We start from the raw sequence: 21,092 nt of genomic DNA, 5'->3' as shown, positions 1-21,092 counted from the left end.
GAGTGTGGAATTCCGCATAGATGGCTCTGCTAGGCGGCGCCGGCACGCAGGAAAGGCCTTGACCACGGCGCCCATCTCCGCGTTTTGGTCATGACGGATTGCCGTGGACCACACGTAGTCGCTTCCGCAATGTTAATCGTGCGCTGCCTACTCGCCATCGTCTTCCTCCAACGCCAGTTCGTCAGAACGCAACCCGGTGCGCGCGCCCCAGTGATAGATGAAGAACGCGATCACCGCCACGCTCAGCGTGTCCCATGGGTGCGCGATCCAGCCGGTGCCGCCAAAGGTGCCCAGATAGGACACCACTAGCACCAGCGCGAAGAACACGATCAGCCACAGCGAGCAGTGCACCTGTCGCAACAGCCGCGCGCGCTCAGCGCGTGCGGGCAGTTTGTAAAGCACATAGAGCACGAATATGGCGATCTGCAGGCCGAGCAGCCATGACAGCGTCTTCCAGGTGGACCAGTAGACGATCAGCGCGGCAACGATGAAAGACAACGGACCGAGTACCGCCATGCCGCGCAGGTGGAATGGCCTAGGTAGTTCCGGTGCGCTGCGGCGCAGTGCGGCCACGGTGACCGGGGCCACCGCATAGCTCAGCACCAACGCCGCCGATACCACTTGTATCAGCGTCTCCCACGACGGAAATGGCAAGGTCCAGAACACCGACAATGCGAAGCTCAGCCACAGCGCCGGGCGCGGGATGCCGGATTTTGCGTCGACTCGCGTCAGCACCGGCAGGAAACCACCGCTGCGCGCCCAGCCATAGATCACGCGCGGCGTTGCGTTCATGTAGATATTGCCGGTGCCGCTGGGTGAGACCATCGCATCGCAGATCACCAGTGCCGCCAGCCAGCCCATGCCCAGCACCAGCGCGATGTCGTGGTATGGCAGCGAGTAGAGCTTGCTGATGCTCCCCCAGCCCTGCGCCAGCTGCTCGGTCGGGATGCCACCCAGGAACGCCAGCTGCAGCAGCAGGTAGATGATCGTCGACAGCACCACCGACAGGATCAGCGCTATCGGAATGTTTCGCTGCGGCTCGCGCACTTCGCTGGCCACCGACACGATGGGAGTCAGACCGAGGTAGGCGAAGATGATGCCGCCGGCCGAGATCGCCGCCGCCACGCCGGTCGCGCCCGAAGGTGCGAACCCCTGCACATGCAAGTTGTCCGTGTTGAAGTGCAGCATCAACATCACGATCACCAACACCGGTACCAGGAACTTGAACACGCTGATGATGTTGTTGGCGGTGGCGAAGGTCCTGACGCTGAAGTAGTTGAGCAGAAAGAACACCACCAGCAGCACGAACTGCAGCAACCAGCCACTCACGCTGGGATGCGTGCTGCCTGCCTGGTTGAGCGTTGGGAACCAGGCCGCGGCATATTGGCGGCAGGCCTCGACCTCGATCGCGATCAGGCTGGAAAACGCGATCAGGGTGATGAATCCCATCATCCAGCCGAGCAGGCTGCCATGCGAATACTCGGGGTAGCGCACCACGCCGCCCGCGCGCGGCAGCGCCGCACCCAGTTCGCAATAGACCAGCCCCAGAAGCAGCACGGCCACGCCGCCGACAATCCAGGAGATGATGCCGGCGGGACCGGCGATGGCCGAGACGTGGCTGGCCGCGAACAACCATCCCGAACCGAAAATCGAACCGAGCCCGATGAAAGTCAGGTCGGTCAGGCTGAGGCGCTTCTGGAACTTACCTTGTAGAGCCATGGTTCCTCCGGTGGAAAGGTCACGGTCAACAGCGCTGCAACCGGATGTTGCACGTCTGTAGTAATCGTTCGCGTCAGTCAGCGCCCGTCTGCGTTCGTCAGCGACTTGCGGTGCTCGTCAATGTAGCGGTCTATGCGTTCCTCCAATACCGGCAGCGGCACCGAGCCCAGCGCCAGCACGGCGTCATGGAAGCTGCGCAGGTCGAAGCGACTGCCCAGTTCGGTTTCGGCTTTGGCGCGTGCGCGTTCGATCGCGATCTGACCGAGGTAATACGACAGTGCCTGCCCCGGCCAGGCGATGTAGCGATCCACCTCGGTGCCGATTTCGTGTTCGCTCAACGCGGTGTTGTCGCGCATGAAGGCCACGGCCTGTTCGCGCGTCCAGCCTTGGTGATGGATGCCGGTGTCCACGACCAGCCGGCACGCACGCCACATCTGGTAGGTCAGATAGCCGAAGGTCTCGTACGGCGTGTCGTACAGGCCCATTTCAACGCCAAGTTTCTCGCTATACAACGCCCAGCCTTCGCCGTACGCGGAGATGTAGGTGTAGCGACGAAAATCCGGCAGGCCCTCGTGCTCGGCCGCCAGCGACATCTGCAACGAATGGCCGGGCGAGGATTCATGCAGCGTCAGCGCCGGCAGTGTGTACAGCGGCCGCGACGGCAGGTTGTAGGTGTTGAGCCAATAAGTATCCAGGCCACCGCGACCGCCGGTATAGAACGGCGCCAGATCGGGCGGCACCGGCTGGATCCCGAAACGCTGGCGCGGCAACAGACCAACGTAGCGCCCGATCTTGCTGTCAACGCGCTTGGCTATCCAGGCGGCGCGCATCAACAGTTCGTCCGCGCTCTTGGGATAGAACTGCGGATCGGTGCGCAGGAAATGCAGGAACTCGGCGAAGCTGCCCTTGAACCCGGTTTCGCGGATGGTCTGCTCCATCTGCGCGCGGATCTCGGCTACTTCTTCCAGGCCCAACGCATGGACTGCGTCCGGCTCCATGTCCAACGTGGTGAATTTACGGATCTGCGCCCGGTAGTAAGCGGCTCCATCCGGCATGGCTTTCGCGGCCAGGGTGCTGCGTGCTTGCGGCATGTATTCATTGCGGAAGAACACCAGCAGCTTGCGATAGGCAGGCTGCACCGAACCGGTAATGGCCTGGATCGCCTCCGCGCGCAACCGTGCTTGTTCGGTGGCCGGGATGGTGGCGGGCATTTGCTTGAATGGCGTGTAGAACAGGTTGTCTTCCGGCGCCGCATCAGCCACTTCCGCAATCGAGACATCACGGCCGGCCAGGGTTACTCGCGGCACGCTGAAGCCACGCGCCAGGCCCGCGCGCATGTTGGCGATCTGCTCGTCGAAGTAGCGCGGGACATCCGCCAGCTGAGCCAGGTAGCGGCGATAGCTGTCGGCATCGTTGAAGGGCCGGCGCGCGGTGAAACCCAGATCGGTCCAGAACGCGGTGTCGCTGTTGAAAGGCATCTCCCAATCGCGCAGGCGCTGGTCTGTCAGCAGGCTTTCCACCTGCTGGCGATAGACCGCGTAGTTGACCGGGTCTTCGCCGCTGAGCTCGGACGGCGATATCGCATCCAGCTCCGCCAGCACCTGGCTCCAGTAGCGTTCGCGCGCGGCTTGCGCATCAGGACCGACACGCGGCAGATGATCGGCCGGCTTTCCCTGGCTGTCCTCGTCGTCGGCGCCCGCGAACTCGTTGCGGCGCCACTCCCATTCGCGTTCGTAAAGGGCCTTGAAGCGAGCGCCGGCGGACGGCGTGCCGGTGGAAAGCTCGGCGGCGGAAACAGGGGCAAGGATAGTGGTCGCGGTCACTGTCATGATGGCCGCCAACAAGCAGCGGCCGACGAGATGCGTCATCGTGTCGTGATAGCGGCGGACGCAACGATGCATGTTCGGGTGTAGCGACGGGTTCATGGTGTGGACTCCCATAGACGCAACTCCATCACGCGAACGGCTGATCGATTGCTGGCGATGGCGGCGTGAACCATGCCGCGCCGTCTTCGGTGACATGGAAGTGATCCTCCAGGCGCACACCGAAACGTTCCGGCACGACGATCATCGGTTCATTGCTGCAACACATGCCCGGCGCCAACGCCGTCGTATTGCCGCGGACCAGGTACGGCGCTTCGTGGACGCTCATGCCGCAACCATGGCCCGTGCGATGCGGCAGCCCCGGCAAGCGGTAATCCGGCCCCAGGCCGGCGCGCTCCAGCACATCGCGCGCGGCGCGGTCGACCGATCCGCAGGTAGCGCCCGGACGCACGGCGACGAATGCTGCCTGTTGCGCGGCCTGTTCAAGCGACCATATCCGCTGCTGTTCGGCATCGGGCTTGCCGAAGATCCAGGTCCGCGTGATATCCGACTGATAGCCTTGCACACTGCAACCGGTGTCGATCAGCACCAATTCGCCGTCACGCAGGTGTTGTACGCCGGGAATCCCATGTGGGAACGCGGTGGCGTGGCCGTACTGGACGATGCAGAAGGTGGAACCATTGTCGGCGCCGAGTGCACGGTGCGCGGTATCGATGAAACGCACCAGCTCATCGGTACCTAGACCTTCGCGCGCAAGCCCTGCCGCCAGACGGTGCACATGCAGCGTCATGTCGCAGGCCTGTTGCATCAGCGCCAATTCGGCCGGCGACTTGCACATGCGGCAACCGTCGACGATGGCGCTTGCATCGGCGATGCTGGCGGTACCCAGATGGCCAGCGAGCCCGCTGGCGATCGCGAACGTGGCGACCGGATCCAGCGCCAGCGTGCGGGCGCGGCGCGCACTCATCGAATGCGCAACTGATGCGTAAGGATCCTCATGCTCTTCCCAAAGCATTTTTTCGACGGGAATTTTCAGTACCGCGTCCAGCGAACCTTCCTCGAATGCCGGGCAGATCAGCACCGGATCGCCGGTCCGTGTCAGCAGCATCGCGACCAGTCGCTCGCTCGCACCCCAGGGCACACCGGTGAAATAGCGCAGCGAGGTACCCGCGCCGATCAGCAACGCGTCCATGCCCTGCGCATGCAGCAAGCGTCGTGCTTTTTCCAAGCGCTGTTGATACTCGTCGGACTGGATCGGCGGCGCGTGATGCGACCAGGGCGTTAACTGCGCCAGCGCATGCTGTTGCGTCAGTCCGCCGATCTGCGAAGCGCTCACAGTGAATCTCCCACATCGGCGGTCGTCCATTCGCCATCGACAAGGCGCGGGACGCCACCAGGATTACGATCGTGAAGTTCCCGCGGCAGCAGCGCATCGGGCACCCCGTCGTAGCTGTGCAGCGCCGCGAAGCGATGGATCGCGGCCGGCATTCCGACGGCGGTAAAGCCAGGGTGACCAGTGCTGGGGAAAGGGCCACCATGGTTCATCGCCGGACTGACGGCCACGCCGGTCGGCATCTTGTTGGCGATCAAACGGCCCACGCGCGGACGTAGCGCCGTGGCAATCAGCGACCATGCCGCATCGTCGCTGCCGTCGGCCGCGCGGTAGAGCGTGCCCGTCAGACTGCCTTCGAATGCGCGCGCCAACTGCGCCATTTCCTCGCTGCCCGACGCGCGCACCAGCAAGCTAACTGGGCCGAACACCTCGGTTTGCAGCGCGCGCGGATTCGCCAGGAAGGTCGCCGCGTCCACGCCGAGCAATGTCGGTGCGTGGCGATACCCTGCTGCTTCGCCTGCATCGCCTTCCGCTAGTACGCGAGCGCCTGCTTCGCGCAATATCGAAAGACCCTGATGCAAGTGATCGAGTACGCCTTGCGAGAACAACACACTGCTGCCAGCCGCCGCGATGTGCGCGCACGCCGCGGCGACGAATGCATCTCCCGCTGCGCCCTGGGGCACGATCACCACGCCGGGATGGGTGCAGAACTGTCCGCTGCCCATCGTGCATGAAGCAAAGAATTCCTGCGCCAGTGCTTCGCCGCGCTCGGCCAGTGCGCCCGGCAGCAGGAACACCGGATTGACGCTGGACAGTTCTGCGTAGCACAGCACGCCGGCGCGATCCGCCGCGGCCTTCAGCGCCAGCCCACCGCCGCGGCTGCCGGTGAAACCGATCGCGCCCAGGCGCGTGTCCCCGGCCAGCGCCAATCCCAATGCGTTGTCGAAGTGATAGAGCATCTGCACGGCGGCGGCCGGCAAGCCCGCGTCGATGAGTGCCTGGTGCGCCAGTTGCGCCAGCCGCTGGCTGGTGCCCGGATGGGAGGGATGCGCTTTAGCGATCACCGGATTGCGCGCGGCGATGGCCGAGGCGAAATCGCTACCGGCGATGGCGTTGAACGCAAACGGAAAATTGTTGGGCCCGAAGATCAGCACCGGTTTGGATAGCGGCGCCAGATGCGAGCGCAGTCCGGCGCCAGTGTCGATAACCGGTTGCGTCCATCGATAACCACGCACGGCTTTGGCTGCTTGCCGTAGTTGACCGCTGGTGCGCGGCAGTTCGTTGCCACGCAAACGCGTGGGCGCCGGCAACGCGGTTTCCGCATGCGCCAACGCCACCAGCTTGTCGGCATCGGCATCGATCGCATCGGCGTAAATTTCGAGGAAGGCTGCGATCCGCTCCGGGGCCGCGGCTGCCAACTCATCGGCGACGCTCGCCGCCGCGGACAACGCAGCTTCGACGTCGGCAGCGCCGCACACCGGGAACGATGGACCGATCTCATCGCCGGTGCCGGGTTCACGGGCACGAAATGCGCCGAGCGATTCCCGTGCAAGCTGCCATTGGCCGGCGATCAGCAGCGGCTCGGCGATGATGCTCATCTCAACGACCCGGATGAGCCGCGATGGCGCGGTCGATGATCTTCAACGCGGCTTCGCGCTCGCTGCCTTCCAGCACCAGTCGTGGGGCACGCACGCGTTCGCTGCCCATGCCCACCTTTTCCTGTACAAGCTTGATGAGTTGCACGAACTTCGGCACGGTGTCCAGGCGCAACAACGGCAGGAACCAGTCGTAGAGCTTCTTCGCCGCCGGATAGCCGCCGTCGCGCGCGAGTTCGAATAGCCGCACCGACTCCTTGGGATAGGCATTGACCAAGCCGGCGATCCAACCCACCGCGCCCATGCCCAGGCCTTCGACGATGGCGTCGTCCATGCCGACCAACAGTTCCAGTCGGTCGCCGATGAGTTCCTGGATGGCGGCGAAACGACGCACGTCGGCGGAAGATTCCTTGACCGCTTGGAGGTTCGGAAATTCAGCAGCCAACTCGGCGATGTTCGTCGCGCTGAAGTCGGTCTTGTAAGCAACGGGATTGTTGTACAGGATCACCGGCAAATCGGTGGCACCGATCACGGCACACACGTGCGCGCCCATCTCGCGCCAGTCGGTGGAGTACACATACGGTGGCAGCACCATCAATCCGCCGCAGCCGATTTCCTTGGCCGCCTTCGCCAGGCGCACAGCCTCGTCGGTGGAAAGCGCAGCGATACCCGGAACCACCGGCGCGCGGCCATCCAGCGCCTTCACCAGCGTCTTCAGGATCGCCGCTTTGTCGTCGAAGCTGAGCGTGGCCGCTTCGCCCAGGGAACCCAGCGGCACGATGGCAGTGCAGCCGACATCGATCATCGTGCGCGCATGCTGGGCAAGAAAGACGTGATCGATCTGGCCGTCGGCAGTGAAGGGAGTGGTGATGGCAGGCAGGACGCCGCGCCAGAAGGAAGCATTGCTCATGAATGTGCACCTTGCGAGTCGATGGGAAAAGATTCGGCCAGCGTCGCCAGCCGTAAGGGAAACAGCGGCGGTCGCCGACCGCCGTCGCGGCCGTCGTCGTCGTATTTGTCGTTGGAAGCGAACAAGCCCAGTTCGGCGAGCGCCGCACCGCAGATGCGGCCCTGGCACGCGCCCATGCCGCAACGCGTGGCCAGCTTGGCTGCGCGCAGGCTGGCGAAGCCGCGCAATGCCGACAGCGGCACGTCTTCGCACCGGCAAACCAATGTTTCCGGCGTTGCCAACGCATGCACGCGCGCTCCCAACACGAAACTACGGCTCAGGTGTTCGGAAAAATCACGCGCATGCTGCCGCCGGGATTGCAGCGCGGCTGCGGCAGCCGTGGCGCCCACCGCGTGAAGGCCCGCCATCTCGCCTTCGATCAGCGCGGTATCGCGGCCGCCGATGCCACAAACTTCACCGGCGGCGTAGATATGTTCGACGCTGGTGCGTAACGCCTCGTCCACCGCGACCTGTACATGCGCACCGTTGGCTTGCAGACGACAACCGAGCAGCTGCGCCAGTTCCACATTCGGTACCAGACCGTAGCCCACTGCCAAATGATCACAGTCGATCCGTTCAACACCACGCGCGCTTTCGATCTCTACGGCATGCAATTGCTCTTCGCCCAACGCGGCCCTCACCATCGCGCCGGTGCGATAGGGAATGCCGAGCAAGCGCGCGCGCAACGCCAGCGCTTGTACCGCCTTGCCGGGCCAGCGCCACAGGCCTGCGGCGAAACCAAGCACCGCACTGCGCGGTGCCTGTTCCAGGATGCCCAGCACCTGCGCGCCATGCGCGCGCAACGTTGCCGCCGCCGCCAACAGCAACGGCCCACTGCCTGCCACCAGCACGCGCCGGCCGGCCATCGGCCATCCCTGTTTGAGCAGTGCCTGCGCACCGCCGGCACCCGTGACGCCAAGCAGCGTCCAACCGGGAAACGGCAGCAGCAGTTCGCGCGCACCCGTCGCCAATATCAGCGATCGGTAGAAGAGCTGGCGAGCACCTTGTGGAGCTTCGACGAGCAGGCTGCGTTCCGCTGCCATCAGCACTTGGGTCTGTGCAAGGAATTCGGTCCCTTCCGGCAACGATTCGATCATCCTGCGCGCCGCACGCGGCGGCGGCGACGCGATGTCGTGGCGCCATACCTGACCGCCGGGCCGGGCTTGCGCATCAATCAATCCCACGCGTGCGCCATGGCTCGCCGCCGCGCGCGCCGCGGCAAGACCGGCCGGACCCGCACCGACGATCAGGACATCGTAGTGCGCGGAGGGCTCAGACATCGGTGTGCACCTGCATGCCTTCGCACGCTGGAATGACGCATGCGCGCAGCTGATCGATGCCATCAATAGCCACCCGGCATTCGAAACACACACCCATGCCGCACAACGGCGCACGCGGCTGACCCGTGCACGAGCGGCGAAAATGCGGCGCCACCCTTGCGATGGCCGCGGCGACGTTGCTGCCGACGGGCACTTCGACCGCGCGTCCGTCGACGTGCAGATGGATGACGCCGGTCGCACTCATGCCAGCACCCGCGCAGGTGCGTACGGGTTCGCATCAATGGCGGGCGCGCGGCCAAGCATCAGATCCATCAACAGGCGCGCGCTACCCAACGCCATGGTGATGCCGAGACCTTCATGGCCTGCGGCCACCCAGGTATGGCGGTGATGCGGTAACGCGCCCAGATAGGGGCGCCCATCCGGCGTGGTGGGGCGCAGGCCGGTCCACACGCGGATCGCCTGCAGGTCGCGCAGCATGGGCAGGAAAGCGAACGCGCGATCCAGCATGCTGCGTAGCAAGGCGCCCGATATGTTTCGGTCACCCTTATCGAATTCGCGCGATGAACCGATCAGGAGCTGCCCGGTCGGACGCGGCTGCACGTTGAAGGCCACGCTGCTGTCGGCATTGCCATGCGCACTGTCGGCATAACCGAGCTCCAACAACTGGTGGCGTACCAGCCCTGGATACCGGTCGGTGATCACGAGCTGGCCTTTGCGAGAACGCATCGGCAACTCAGGCACCAGTTCCTGCAGCGCGCACCCGGTAGCGACCAGCACCGGTCCGGCGAAGCGGCTGCTATCGTCCAACGTTACGCCGCCATCGGTAAGCGCCACTGCTCGCCGGCCGGCGAACAACTGCGCACCGTTTTCGCAGGCGCGCGCAACCAGATAGCGCGCCATTCGAGGCGGATAGACCACCGCTTCGGCAGGCGCCAGCATGCCTCCCGCCATGCCGGAAGCAAGTTCCGGTTCCCGCCGGTAAAGCTCTTTCGCATCGATTGCGTGCGCCTGCAATCCGGCCGCCGCCAGGCGCGCAATCTTTGCTGGAATACTCGCCATCTCGCGCTCGTCGCGCGCGACCCACAGCGTGCCGCAACGGCTGAACTCGGCTTCGGGAAGCTCCGCATAGGCGTCCCACAGCCGCAGCGAATAGGTCGATAGCGCCAGTTCCGCGGGGTCTTCGTCCATCGCCACCAGGTGCCCCATCGCCGCGGCGGTGGAACCTCCACCAATAACGCCTGACTCGATGATCGCCACCCGCAGACCTGCGCCGGCGGCCGCCTCGGCACAAGCTGCACCGATGATGCCGGCACCGATCACGGTCAGGTCGTAGGTCTTCATCCCGTGCGTTGCTCACCGGGATGATCGCCGGGACGGATACCCCAGGCGAAGGGATCGCCTGGTTCGATCAACAGCTGCGCACGCGCGGTGAGATAGGCTTGCCCGGTGATGCGTGGCGAAATGCCGCGAGCAGTTGCCGTATAGGTGCCTTCGAACACACTGCCCAGAATGCCTTCTTGCCGCCATACCTGCCCTTCGGCGAGCTTGCCGTCGGCGGCCAGGCAAGCGAGCTTGGCGCTGGTGCCGGTACCGCAAGGCGAGCGGTCGTAAGCCAAGCCGGGACATAGAACGAAGTTCCGTCCATCCGCATCGGCTGCCGGCGACGGACCGTTGATTTCGATGTGATCGATTTCGCCATCATCGGCGCCGGTAATGCCCGCGGCTTCCAGCGCCTGCCGGATCGCTTCCGTATAGGCGGTCAGTTCACGCTGCCGCGCCAGCGACAACGGCACCGGCGTCTGGTCGGTGATGAAGAACCAGTTTCCGCCCCAGGCGACATCGCCGCGCACGGCACCGTATCCGGGCACCTCGACGGATATCCCGGTAGCGTGGCGATAACTTTCCACATTGGCGACCGAGACCCGTCCATCGCCGTACAGTTCGACACCCACCGTGCCCACCGGAGTTTCGATGCGATGGGTGCCAGGTCCGATCCGGCCCAACTCCGCCAACGTGCGCACGACACCGATGGTGCCGTGGCCGCACATGCCCAGGTAGCCCACGTTGTTGAAGAAGATGACGCCTGTGCAAGCGGCCGGATCGTCGGCGGGCAGCAGCAGCGCGCCGACCATGGTGTCGGAACCGCGTGGCTCGCAGGCCAATGCGCTTCGCCAATCATCGAACTGCTGATGGAACTTGTGCCGGCGCTCGGCCAGCGTGCCGCCACCCAAATCAGGAAAGCCGGTCACGATGACCCGGGTCGGTTCGCCGCCGGTATGCGAGTCGATTACGTCTACGGTATGCATAGCGCATGCTCACCGTCGGACACCGTCGCGGTCTAGCAACGGATAGTCCACGCAAATGCGGAATTTTGCATAATCGGTCACGGCGCGGGAAAACGGACACGTCGCCGGCTGGCGTGTTTGTGCGAAGTACGCTAAGAGGAAAGCGGTGATCGCGATGCCGTCAGGGGCGTCCTGACCGGCCGGCGGAAAATCGGGAAAAATGCCGATTCGCCACATGCCGGGTCTGCACGCGGACGCTCGAACTCAAGGAGGACCTTCCCCATGAGCCACCGGCCGATGCAAGACATGGCCGCAGCAAGAGAGACACCGAATTATGGATGTAGCGATTTCCGCCGACGAACTACAGACGTTGTTCGATGCGTTGCCTGACGTGGTGTTCTTCGTCAAGGATTGGGAAGGGCGCTACACCCACGTCAATCTCACCCTGGTCACGCGCTTGGGCCTGAAGCATCGCGCCGACGTGGTGGGGCGCACGACACTGGAATTGTTTCCGCTGAAATTGGGCGGAAGCTACATGGTCCAGGATCGGCACGTGCTTTGCGGGGAAATCATCGAGAACCAGTTGGAAGTCCATCTGTTCCCGAATCGCAGTCCCGGATGGTGTCTGACGCTCAAGCGCCCGCTCTGCGTCGATGGCGAGGTGCGCGGATTAATCGGCATATCGCGCGATCTTGGTCAGCCCGACAGTCGCCATCCCACTTACGAACGTCTCAGTCGCGCTCTGGAACACATGCAGACGCACTATGGCGAAAGCCTGCGCGTGCAGACGCTGGCTGACCTGGCGGAAGTCTCGGTATCGCAGTTGGAGCGCCACTTCCGGCGGGTATTCCAGATCACGCCTCAGCAACTGTTGACCAAGCTGCGCATTGAGGCGGCGATGCGCCTGCTGCATGGCAGCGACTCCATCGCTTCCATCGGACTGACGTGCGGCTTCGCCGATCAGAGCGCGTTCGCGCGTCAGTTCAAAGCCATGGTGGGCATGACGCCGCGAGACTACCGGGCGTTGAACCGGAATAGCGCAATACCGTTACTGGAATAGGATTGGGGCTTGCTACGCGGTAACCACGGGCCGGAAGCCCGGGACCGCATCGGAAACCAGCGCTCGCTGTGTGGTCTGTTGTTCGCTTTCATTCAGCGCCACCAGAAACTCCACCTCTCCGCCGATATAAGTAGCGATGGGCACGCCATCGCGATAAAGCACGCGCGAGCCGGCTACGCGCGGCACTTTGGTGCCCGGGATCAGTGTGCCCAGCAGATTGGCCGGGTCGGATGCGGACAGGCGGACGAAACCGCCGTCGAGCGGTTGGCGCCGGACTTGCCGCATCAGCCCCACCGCGTCGGGCAGGGCGAACTGCTCGCCAGGAATGCCGGCGATGAAGCGGCCGCCACGGATTTCTCCGCGCGCTTCCAGGCGGTGATAGACGCGGACCAGTTCGCGCCAGGGCGGCAGCCATGTGGCTTCGCGCTCCAGAAGGCGCCAGCACACCACGCCATAGCGGCGCAGCAGGGTGCGGGCGATGTGTTCGATCGCCTCCGGGTTTTTGTTGCCATCGGCCGCGGTAGCAGCGACCACGGGCGGACGAATCAATGCCCAGCGTCCGGCATCCTGGATACCGAACAAGGCCACGCGACGACGATGACGCGAAGACGAAGGAGAACGTTTCGATGCCGGCACCAGCAACGCGCGCAGGCCGGCATAACTGTCGCAATGAACACGTCCGCGGATCACCAGTTCCGCCAGCGCATCTTCCAGCTCGGTGCGCAGCAGATGCGCGCCATCGGCGATTTCGTCGAAGAAGGACGCGCCGTGTTGTGCCAGGTAATCGGCCACGCGTTGAGCGCGGGAACTGACGCCGCCTTCCTCGCTGGAAGTCGGCGCCAATCGCGTCCATAACGAAGCGGTGCGACGCGGCAGCAGCAGGATGGGCGTGGAGCGCAGCGAACCTCCGCTACGCGCGCTGCTGTCGCCCACATTGGGCCGCAATCGCGTCCACATTGTGCGGCCGGCGGTGCACAGATCGTCCAGCCAGCTGATCGCGTAGTCCTTGACGCGCGTAGGCAGCAGTTCCATTTCCCAGGTGGCGGCCGGCGCTTCGAAACCTTCCAGTTGTGCCAGTACGCCAGACAAGGCTTCCGGTCCGCTGACGCGTGTCGATTCGCTGACGCGCTGCCAGTCGAACAGGAAGCGGGCGAAATCGCGCGGCTCCACCGGTTCGATTTCGCGCCGCAAACGTTTCAACGTGTAGCGGTGAATGCGCGCCAGCAGATGACGTTCGCACCACTCTTCGGCCGAGGCATCCGGCGTGAATCGCCCTTGCATCACATAGCCTTCGGTCTGCAACGCCAGCAGTGCGGCTTCCACTTCCGCGCTCGACAATCGCAGCGGATCCGACAGCTCGGCGACAGGCGTTGGTCCCAACGCGGTGAGCCGGGAACGCAACAACTCGCGCAGCGCATCTTCCCGCGTCCAAGCAACTTGCGCGAACTCGGCAGGCGCCGCGATGTCAGGCTGCCCTTTGGTCTCGGGATACAACACTGTGATCTGCGGAAGTTGCTCCGCCGTTACCCACAAGCTGTGGGTCGCATCAAGGATCAACCGGGTCGCGCGTCCACTTTCAGCCAGCGTGCCCAGCCAAGCGAGCCAATCGGGATGGCGGGCCGCTTCCTCTTCGGTGAGCACACCGATTCCGGTTAGCGCCTCGTGCATCTCGTCCGCGTTACGGGCCTCCGGCCAGGCTTCTTGACGCACGGCTTCGATCGCCTCCGGATCCAACCGGCCCAGATCATCGGCGTTTTCGGGATCGGTGTAGCGCCGGCTCTGCACGGCCTGGGTGCGGCGCTCTTCCAGCGGCGCGTCGTCCAGATAAGCGTAAGGCCGCGCATTCAATGCTTCGGCCGCCAACGGCGAAGGTGCGGGAAGGTCGCGCGCGATCACTTCCACTTCGCCGGCTTCCAGGCGTCGCAGCAATTGCAGCCAGCCTTCGGCGTCCATGGCTTCGTACAAGCAGTCGTGCAGCGTTTGCGCGACCAGCGGATGGTCCGGAACCTCGCGTTCGCCCACCAGATTCTCGGCGCAGGCGACCTGATCCGGGAATACCGTCGCCAGCAGATCTTCCGATTTCATGCGTTGCAACTGTGGCGGAACTTTCTTGCCGCCAACGAAACGCGGCAGCGCCAACGACGTGGTGGCGTTCCAGCGCCAACGCACACCGAACAGCGGTGCGTCCAGCAACGCCTGCACCAGTACATCCAGCGCCGATGACGAATGCAGATATCGCGAGACTTCGATCAGCGGGAAACTGTGGCTGGTCGAAAGCGACAGGACGATGGCATCTTCCGTTGCGGCAGCCTGCAGTTCGAAATTGAATTTTCGGCAGAAGCGCTTGCGCAGCGCCAAACCCCAGGCGCGATTTAGACGGCTCCCGTATGGCGAATGGATTACCAGTTGGGTGCCGCCGGATTCGTCGAAGAAGCGCTCCATCACGATGCGCTGCTGTGTGGGCAGCGCGCCCAACGCCGCTACCGTCTTGGCCAGATAGTCGACGATCTGGCGTGCGGCTTCTTCGTCCAGGCCCACTTCGGCAGTCAGCCATTGAATCGCGGTGTCGGTTCCGTGCGCAGATATTTGTGATGCGATGTCCGCGCGCAGGCGCGATACGCCGCTGGAGAGTTCGTCGCTGCGTCCTGGTGCCTCGCCCAGCCAGAACGGAATATTCGGCGGTGCGCCTTTGGCGTCTTCCACCCGCACCCGTCCAGGCTCCACGCGCAGGATGCGGTAACTCGCATTGCCGAGCTGGAAGATATCGCCGGCCAGGCTCTCCACCGCGAAGTCTTCATTTACGGTGCCGATCTTCTGCGCTTCCGGTTCCAGCACCACGGTGTAGTCGCCGGTCTCCGGAATGGTGCCGCCGGACATCAGCGCGGTCATGCGCGCGCCCTTGCGTTCACGCAAGCGATGATGGACGGCATCGCGGTGCACATAGCCGGCACGCGGGCCGCGGCGTGTGGTGAAACCTTCGGCCAGCATCTTCACCACCGCCGCATAGTCTTCGCGCGACAGCTGTGCGTATGGCCAAGCACGACGCACCAGCGCGAAGAGTTCGTCTTCGTCCCATTCGCGGCTGGCGGTTTCGGCGACGATCTGCTGCGCCAGCACGTCGAGCGGTGCAGGCGGAATATGCAGCGCGTCCAGTTCACCGCGGCGCACGCAGTCCAGCAACGCGGCGCATTCGATCAGTTCGTCGCGCGATTGCGGGAACAGGCGCGCCTTGGGAATGCCGCCCACCGCATGTCCGGAGCGGCCCGCGCGTTGCAGGAGCGTCGCGATGGAACGTGGCGACCCCAGCTGGCACACCAGATCCACGTCGCCAATGTCCAGGCCCAGCTCTAGCGACGCCGTTGCCACCAGCACCTCCAGTTCGCCACGCTTCAATCGTTGTTCGGCGTCCAGGCGCGCCTCGCGTGCCAGGCTGCCGTGATGCGCGGCCACAGCTTCCTTGCCCAGCAATTCGCCCAGGTGACGCGCGGCGCGTTCGGCCATGCGCCGGGTGTTGACGAACACCAGCGTGGTGCGGTGCTCCCGCACCAATGCCGCGACGCGTGCGTAGACCTGTTCCCACTGGTCATTGGACATCACCGCGCTCAAGGGCGTGGGTGGAAGCTCCAGGTCCAGATCGCGTTGTTTGCCGTAGCCGATGTCCACGATCTCGCAATCGGGAGCTCCCTCGGCAAGCCCGCCCGCGCCGACCAGGAATCGCGCGACTTCATCGATTGGTTTCTGCGTGGCGGACAAACCGATCCGGGTCAGCGACCGTCCCGCCAGCGCCTGCAGCCGTTCCAACGACAGCGCCAAGTGGCTGCCGCGCTTGCTGCCGGCGACTGCGTGGATTTCGTCGACGATGACGGTGCGCACCGGCGACAACATGGCGCGCCCGGACGCGGACCCCAACAGCACATACAGCGACTCCGGCGTAGTGACCAGAATGTTTGGCGGCTTGCGCAGATTCTGCTGGCGCTCCTTGGGCAGCGTATCGCCGGTGCGCACGGCGGTACGGATTTCCACATCGGGTAGTCCGAGGCGCGCGAGTTCGGCGCGAATGCCGGCCAACGGCGCTTCCAGGTTGAGATGAATATCGTTGGACAGCGCTTTCAGCGGCGATACGTAGATCACCGTGGTTTCATCGGGCAAGCCGCCGGGCTCCAGTCCCTGCCGCACCAGCTCGTCCAACGCCGCCAGGAACGCGGTCAGGGTTTTGCCTGAACCCGTCGGCGCGGCCACCAACGTGTTGCGGCCAGCACGGATCGCAGGCCACGCTGCCGCCTGCGCCGGTGTCGGTGCGGGAAAGGTGCGCTGGAACCAGTTGGCGACAGCAGGATGGAAAGTAGTTAGTGGCATCGTAGGAAGATGAGGGTAATACGCGTCAAGCCAATTTATGGAATGTAAACACCTGCCTTTTTTCATTCACCTTCGTTAGCGCGGCCCCGACCTACGTGTGAAAACCTGCGACGCGTGCGTACCAGTCGGAAACCGTGGGTGGCAGCGCATCTTCCAGAGGTATCCCTAGCGCGGCATAACCGTCCAGTGCGTCGCGCAGCATCCGATGCGGCAGCGGCGGTTCTGCGCCAGCAGGCTGGGCGTCGCCGGGTTCGCTGTCCGCTGCGGACAGCATCCGTTCCGTCCACACATACAGGTCGCTGCGCCGGGCTTCCAATCGGGACCGTAGCCAGTTCTCCAGCGGCTTATGAACGGTATATCCCTGGCTGGCGAACTCTTCCCGTGCTTGCTCCAGCAACGATGAAGCGCCGCGGTACCACTCGGTCGCGCCGGCGGCACGTCCCGGCACCAGGAGAGGCGCAGGCGCATTGAGCAGGCGCAATGATCTTCTCAGTCGGGTTTCCTGTCCCTGCGCTTCGCGCACGCTGTCGGTTTCCAGCAGCCAGCCGCGCTGTAGATCGAAGAACTCGAAGTATCGACGCGAAAACGCCTGGATCCTGTCCAGCGGATCGCGCGAAATCCCTAATTTCAGCAAGTCTTCGTAAGCGCATGGGAAAATGTACAGGTAGCACCTGCCCACGCTGGGAGAGTGAAGCGGCTCGTGTGTCGACACTCGGCTGGGCATAGTCAGAACGATGGTGGACGTGCACCGCACTTGGTGCGACAGCCAGTTTAAAAAAAGCGGGCCCCAGAAGGGCCCGCCGGTCACAGGGCTCAGCAAACCGCAGAGCGGCTACTACTTATCCGCCATGTGTTTCTTATGAGCCGCTTTCATTTCGTCGGCAGTGAGGCTGCCGTCCTTGTTGGCGTCGGACTGCGCAAACATGGATTGCGACCCTGTTGCGTGCTCGGATGCACTGAGCTTGCCATCACCATTGGTGTCCATCTTCTTGATCTTGTCGGCCGACGACATCTTCATGCCCCCGGCTTTGCCGGCGTGTGCAGCATCCATCTCCGCGGTGGTGACCGACCCATCTTTATTGGTATCCATGGACTGGAACTTCGTGCTGGCGCCCGACGAATGTTCCGATGCGGTGATCTTGCCATCACCGTTGGTGTCCATCTTGGCGAACTTGTCGTCCGCGCCCGCGCCTTTGTTGCCGCCGGCAGCGAATGTATCCACCGCGCCGCACAGACCGAACGCAATGGCGGCGGCGCCAATTACTTTCATCTTCATAGCGATTTCTCCGGTGTTTTCGGGTATGGGAAGGCTGCGCTCAGGCTGGTGATACAAGAGTGAATTTGTGCGCCGCGCCAGGATGGGTGCTCTTCACTTTCTACGCACTTTCTGCCGGCATTAATCATGCAGGACGAACCACATCGCGCTGGGATCGCGCCGGGTATGCGAAGAGCATCTCTGCCACATTAACCGGCACTTCACCGGTGTTTAATCGCGGTCGCGCCATCATTACGGCGGCGACGCATATTCGCCTGCTCAGGTTTGGTGTTGGCACGGCGCCGGTCATCGATTTATCGATCCCCTCCGGCAGCACTCCAGCCGAGACATGCACGGCTTTGCCATGTCGTCCTTGCCGTGCCGTCACTGCCCGGTGACCACTCCGATATCGCGGAGGCCGAATGCCCCAACCCATTCGCAAGCCCATCGTGCTGATCACCGGCATTGCCGGGAACGTAGGTTCTGCATTGTCGGCGGCACTGAGCGCCGACTATCACGTGGTAGGCATGGATGTTTCGGAGCCGGCTGATGGCGGCGACTGGATCAAGATAGACCTGACCTCGGATACGTCCGTGTCGAATGCGATGCGCGAATTCCGCTATCGTTTTGGCGACCATATCGCTGCCGTGGTGCACTTGGCGGCGTATTTTGATTTCACTGGCGAGCGCAAATCGCTGTACGAACAAGTCAACGTGGAAGGCACCCAGCGCTTGCTGCGGGCGCTGCACGGATTGAAGGTGGAACAGTTCGTCTACTCCGGCACCATGCTGGTCCATCAGGCGACGGCACCGGGTGCGCGCATCGACGAAAGCGCGCCGATCCGACCGCGCTGGGCCTATCCCGAGTCCAAAGCTGCTGCCGAGCGCGTCATCGCCGTGCACGGCGACATCCCGTACGTGCTGTTGCACCTGGCCGGGCTTTACGACGAGCAAGTGGCCGTCCCTACGCTGGCGCAGCAGATAGCCCGGATCTACGAGCGCGATTTCAAAAGTTATTTATATGCGGGAGACCTGGACGCCGGTCAGTCGATGATCCACAAGGACGACATGGTGGATGCCTTCCGCCGTACCATCGACCGCCGCGCACAACTTTCCGGCGATCTGACCGTGCTGGTCGGCGAACCGGACGCCATGAGCTATCAGGAGCTGCAGGAAGCGTTGGGCGAACTGATCCATGGCGAGGAGTGGAAGACGCTAAGCCTGCCCCCGCCGCTGGCAAAGGCCGGCGCGTGGCTGCAAAGCGCGGCCGAGCCACTGGTGCCGGATGCCATCGATCACGGCGAGAAACCCTTTATCCAACCCTTCATGATCGAAATCGCCAGCGATCATTACGCGCTGGACATCCGTCGTGCGCGCGAACTGCTGGGCTGGGAGCCGAAACACAATATCGCCGACGTGCTGCCGCAGCTGGTGGCTGCACTCAAGCGCGATCCGCCTGCATGGTATCGGGCCAACGGCATCACCCCGCCCGCGTGGCTGAGCGCCGCCGAGGAGGAGGATACGCGGCCGGAAAAGTTACGGCGACAGGCCGAAGCGGAGTTCCGCCTGTCGCATCGGAGTAACCTGGCAGGTCCTTGGTCGATCGCCGCTCTGGGCGCGTGGCTGATCGCCTCCCCGCCGACACTGGGAACGATGTCCACTGCACTGGTCTGGAGCGATCTCATCTCCGGCGCGTGTCTGTTGCTGTTCGGTTTGTTGACGCTGTCCTGGCGCCTGGCCTGGTTGCGCTGGCTTACGGCCATCGTCGGCTTATGGGTACTGTTCGCACCACTGGTGTTCTGGACCAACAACGCCGCCGCGTATCTCAACGACACCTTGGTAGGCACCGCCGCCATCGCGCTGGCGGTAGCGCTGCCTCCCACGCCCGGTATTTCGCCGGTAGCCGAATCGATGGGACCGACCATACCGCCTGGGTGGGAGTATTCACCTTCGGCTTGGTCCGAACGAATACCCATCATGCTGCTGGCACTGGTTGGCTTGCTGGTATCGCGCTACATGGCCGCGTATCAACTGGGTCACGCCAACACGGTTTGGGAGCCGTTCTTCGACGTACCCGGACCCAAGAACGGCACAGAAACCATCATCACCTCCAGCGTGTCAGAAGCCTGGCCAGTGCCCGATGCCGGACTGGGTGCGCTGGTCTACATCCTGGAAATCATCACCGGCGCCATCGGCTCGACACGGCGCTGGCGCACGATGCCGTGGCTGGTGACGTTGTTTGGCATCCTGATCGTGCCGCTGGGCGTAGTCTCCATCACCTTCATCATTATTCAGCCCATCGTGATCGGCACGTGGTGCACGCTGTGCCTGATCGGCGCGGCAGCCATGGTGATGCAGATCCCCTACTCGCTGGACGAACTGGTCGCGACCGGACAGTTCCTGCTGCGGCGGAAGCGCGCCGGGAAGAACCTGCTCTGGATCTTCTTCACTGGCGATACCGATGAGGATTCGGACGCGGATCGTGCCGCGCCAGACGCGAAACAAGCCGAGAAACTCAAAGGTGGCGTCAACTATCCGTGGACGCTGCTGGTCTGCATCGCCATCGGCTTATGGCTGATGACAACGCGTCTGACGGTCGGCGCGGAAGGCAGCATGGCCAATGCCGACCATCTGATCGGTTCGCTGGCCATCACGGTGGCGGTCACCGCGTTGGCGGAAGTGGGGCGACCGGTTCGGTTGTTGAACATCTTGCTTGGCGTTGCGTTGCTGATCACGCCGTTCGTCTATGACGCTGGTGCGCTGTCGCTGTGGTCGAGTTTGGTCTGTGGGGTTGGGTTGATTGGGTTTAGTTTGCCGCGGGGGGTGGTGCGGTTGCGGTATGGGGACTGGAATAGGTGGTTGGTTTGAGGTTGGAAGTATTGATATGCGCTTACGCGGATAGCTCACGGGCAGTGATGGTTCACGCGCTTGCAGCGGGCGTCACTGTTCTTTGCTTGTGCAAAGAAAGTAACCAAAGAAAGCACACCCCTGGCGGCGCGCCCTTCGGGTGCGTGTCGCCGGTGGGAATTTTCGGAAGGCACATCCATGTGCCTGCCGAAAACGCCGCGCGTCCTGCGCGGCGCCCCAAGGGGTTGTACCCACCGGCGCCACCGCGCCTTAAAGGGGACCCCTGAAAGCAAAAGCAACGGCAAAAGCAGAAGCAGAAGCAGAAGCAGAAGCAGAAGCAAAGATACAGCGACGTCCAGCTATGTTCGCTGTGGCTGTGGCTGTGGCTGTGGCTTTGGCGTTCCGCTTTTGATCTTCGGGGCCCCGTTTAGGCGCGGCGAGCGGGCCGGGTAAAACCCCGCAGGGGCGGCGCACAGGATGTGCGGCGTTTTCGGCAGGCACATGGGTGAGCCGGATAAAGGCAAAGCACTGCTTTGCCCCGGCGAACGGGCAAGCGCCGAAGGCGTGCGCCCCGGCCTTGGGAGCGAAGCG

The 21,092-nt window shown here is 63.7% G+C and carries 15 protein-coding genes; 2 read left to right on the top strand and 13 right to left on the bottom strand.

Translation table 11 applies throughout. The features are described from left to right. Positions 1-147: 147 nt before the first annotated feature. The 10 genes from AB6O04_RS11310 to AB6O04_RS11265 form a co-directional block, all read right to left on the bottom strand. The gene (locus tag AB6O04_RS11310) at positions 148-1,719 is read right to left on the bottom strand and encodes an APC family permease (RefSeq protein ID WP_368564019.1); all 1,572 of its coding nucleotides are present in this window, start codon (positions 1,717-1,719) and stop codon (positions 148-150) included. 77 nt (positions 1,720-1,796) lie between these two features. Continuing rightward, positions 1,797-3,587 carry a DUF885 family protein gene (locus AB6O04_RS11305; RefSeq protein ID WP_368564154.1) on the bottom strand — a complete coding sequence of 597 codons (1,791 nt, stop codon included), beginning with the start codon at positions 3,585-3,587 and terminating at the stop codon, positions 1,797-1,799. An 85-nt stretch (positions 3,588-3,672) separates the two neighbouring features. Next, positions 3,673-4,908: a M24 family metallopeptidase gene (locus AB6O04_RS11300; RefSeq protein ID WP_368564017.1), complete on the bottom strand. Its 1,236-nt coding sequence runs from the start codon at positions 4,906-4,908 to the stop codon at positions 3,673-3,675. Beyond that, positions 4,875-6,473 (bottom strand): aldehyde dehydrogenase family protein, encoded by a 1,599-nt coding sequence (locus AB6O04_RS11295; protein WP_368564016.1) that lies wholly within the window; start codon positions 6,471-6,473, stop codon positions 4,875-4,877. Before AB6O04_RS11295 ends, AB6O04_RS11300 begins: the two co-directional genes overlap by 34 nt. A 1-nt stretch (position 6,474) precedes the next feature. After that, positions 6,475-7,380 (bottom strand): dihydrodipicolinate synthase family protein, encoded by a 906-nt coding sequence (locus tag AB6O04_RS11290; RefSeq protein ID WP_368564015.1) that lies wholly within the window; start codon positions 7,378-7,380, stop codon positions 6,475-6,477. Beyond that, positions 7,377-8,699, bottom strand: a complete 1,323-nt coding sequence (locus AB6O04_RS11285) for an FAD-dependent oxidoreductase (protein ID WP_368564014.1) — start codon at positions 8,697-8,699, stop codon at positions 7,377-7,379. Before AB6O04_RS11285 ends, AB6O04_RS11290 begins: the two co-directional genes overlap by 4 nt. Continuing rightward, entirely contained in the window at positions 8,692-8,943 is a 252-nt protein-coding gene (locus tag AB6O04_RS11280; protein WP_368564013.1) for a (2Fe-2S)-binding protein, read from the bottom strand. Before AB6O04_RS11280 ends, AB6O04_RS11285 begins: the two co-directional genes overlap by 8 nt. Beyond that, a complete protein-coding gene (locus AB6O04_RS11275; protein ID WP_368564011.1) occupies positions 8,940-10,040 on the bottom strand; it encodes an NAD(P)/FAD-dependent oxidoreductase in 1,101 nt (366 codons plus the stop codon). The genes AB6O04_RS11280 and AB6O04_RS11275 overlap by 4 nt, the downstream gene beginning before the upstream one ends. Further along, positions 10,037-11,005: a proline racemase family protein gene (locus AB6O04_RS11270; protein ID WP_368564009.1), complete on the bottom strand. Its 969-nt coding sequence runs from the start codon at positions 11,003-11,005 to the stop codon at positions 10,037-10,039. The genes AB6O04_RS11275 and AB6O04_RS11270 overlap by 4 nt, the downstream gene beginning before the upstream one ends. A gap of 9 nt (positions 11,006-11,014) precedes the next feature. Further along, entirely contained in the window at positions 11,015-11,221 is a 207-nt protein-coding gene (locus AB6O04_RS11265) for a hypothetical protein (protein WP_368564008.1), read from the bottom strand. 97 nt (positions 11,222-11,318) lie between these two features. On the opposite strand from AB6O04_RS11265, the gene AB6O04_RS11260 reads away from it, so the two are divergent. Beyond that, positions 11,319-12,044: a helix-turn-helix domain-containing protein gene (locus AB6O04_RS11260; RefSeq protein WP_368564007.1), complete on the top strand. Its 726-nt coding sequence runs from the start codon at positions 11,319-11,321 to the stop codon at positions 12,042-12,044. Between the two features lie 12 nt (positions 12,045-12,056). On the opposite strand, the gene AB6O04_RS11255 is transcribed toward AB6O04_RS11260, so the two are convergent. The 3 genes from AB6O04_RS11255 to AB6O04_RS11245 form a co-directional block, all read right to left on the bottom strand. Further along, on the bottom strand, positions 12,057-16,400 hold the full coding sequence (locus AB6O04_RS11255; protein ID WP_368564006.1) for a DEAD/DEAH box helicase: 4,344 nt from the start codon (positions 16,398-16,400) through the stop codon (positions 12,057-12,059). Between the two features lie 91 nt (positions 16,401-16,491). After that, positions 16,492-17,034, bottom strand: coding sequence for a GIY-YIG nuclease family protein (locus AB6O04_RS11250; RefSeq protein ID WP_368564004.1), 543 nt, complete (start codon positions 17,032-17,034; stop codon positions 16,492-16,494). A gap of 201 nt (positions 17,035-17,235) precedes the next feature. Beyond that, positions 17,236-17,676 (bottom strand): EF-hand domain-containing protein, encoded by a 441-nt coding sequence (locus AB6O04_RS11245; protein ID WP_368564003.1) that lies wholly within the window; start codon positions 17,674-17,676, stop codon positions 17,236-17,238. A 401-nt stretch (positions 17,677-18,077) separates the two neighbouring features. On the opposite strand from AB6O04_RS11245, the gene AB6O04_RS11240 reads away from it, so the two are divergent. Then, positions 18,078-20,522, top strand: coding sequence for a vitamin K epoxide reductase family protein (locus AB6O04_RS11240; RefSeq protein WP_368564002.1), 2,445 nt, complete (start codon positions 18,078-18,080; stop codon positions 20,520-20,522). Positions 20,523-21,092: the final 570 nt, after the last annotated feature.

It is taken from the genome of Pseudoxanthomonas sp. UTMC 1351 (genome assembly GCF_040948865.1).
Lineage (GTDB): Bacteria > Pseudomonadota > Gammaproteobacteria > Xanthomonadales > Xanthomonadaceae > Pseudoxanthomonas_A.
The sequence above is the reverse complement of the archived record's forward strand: the minus strand, read 5'-3'. Positions and strand labels throughout refer to the sequence as shown.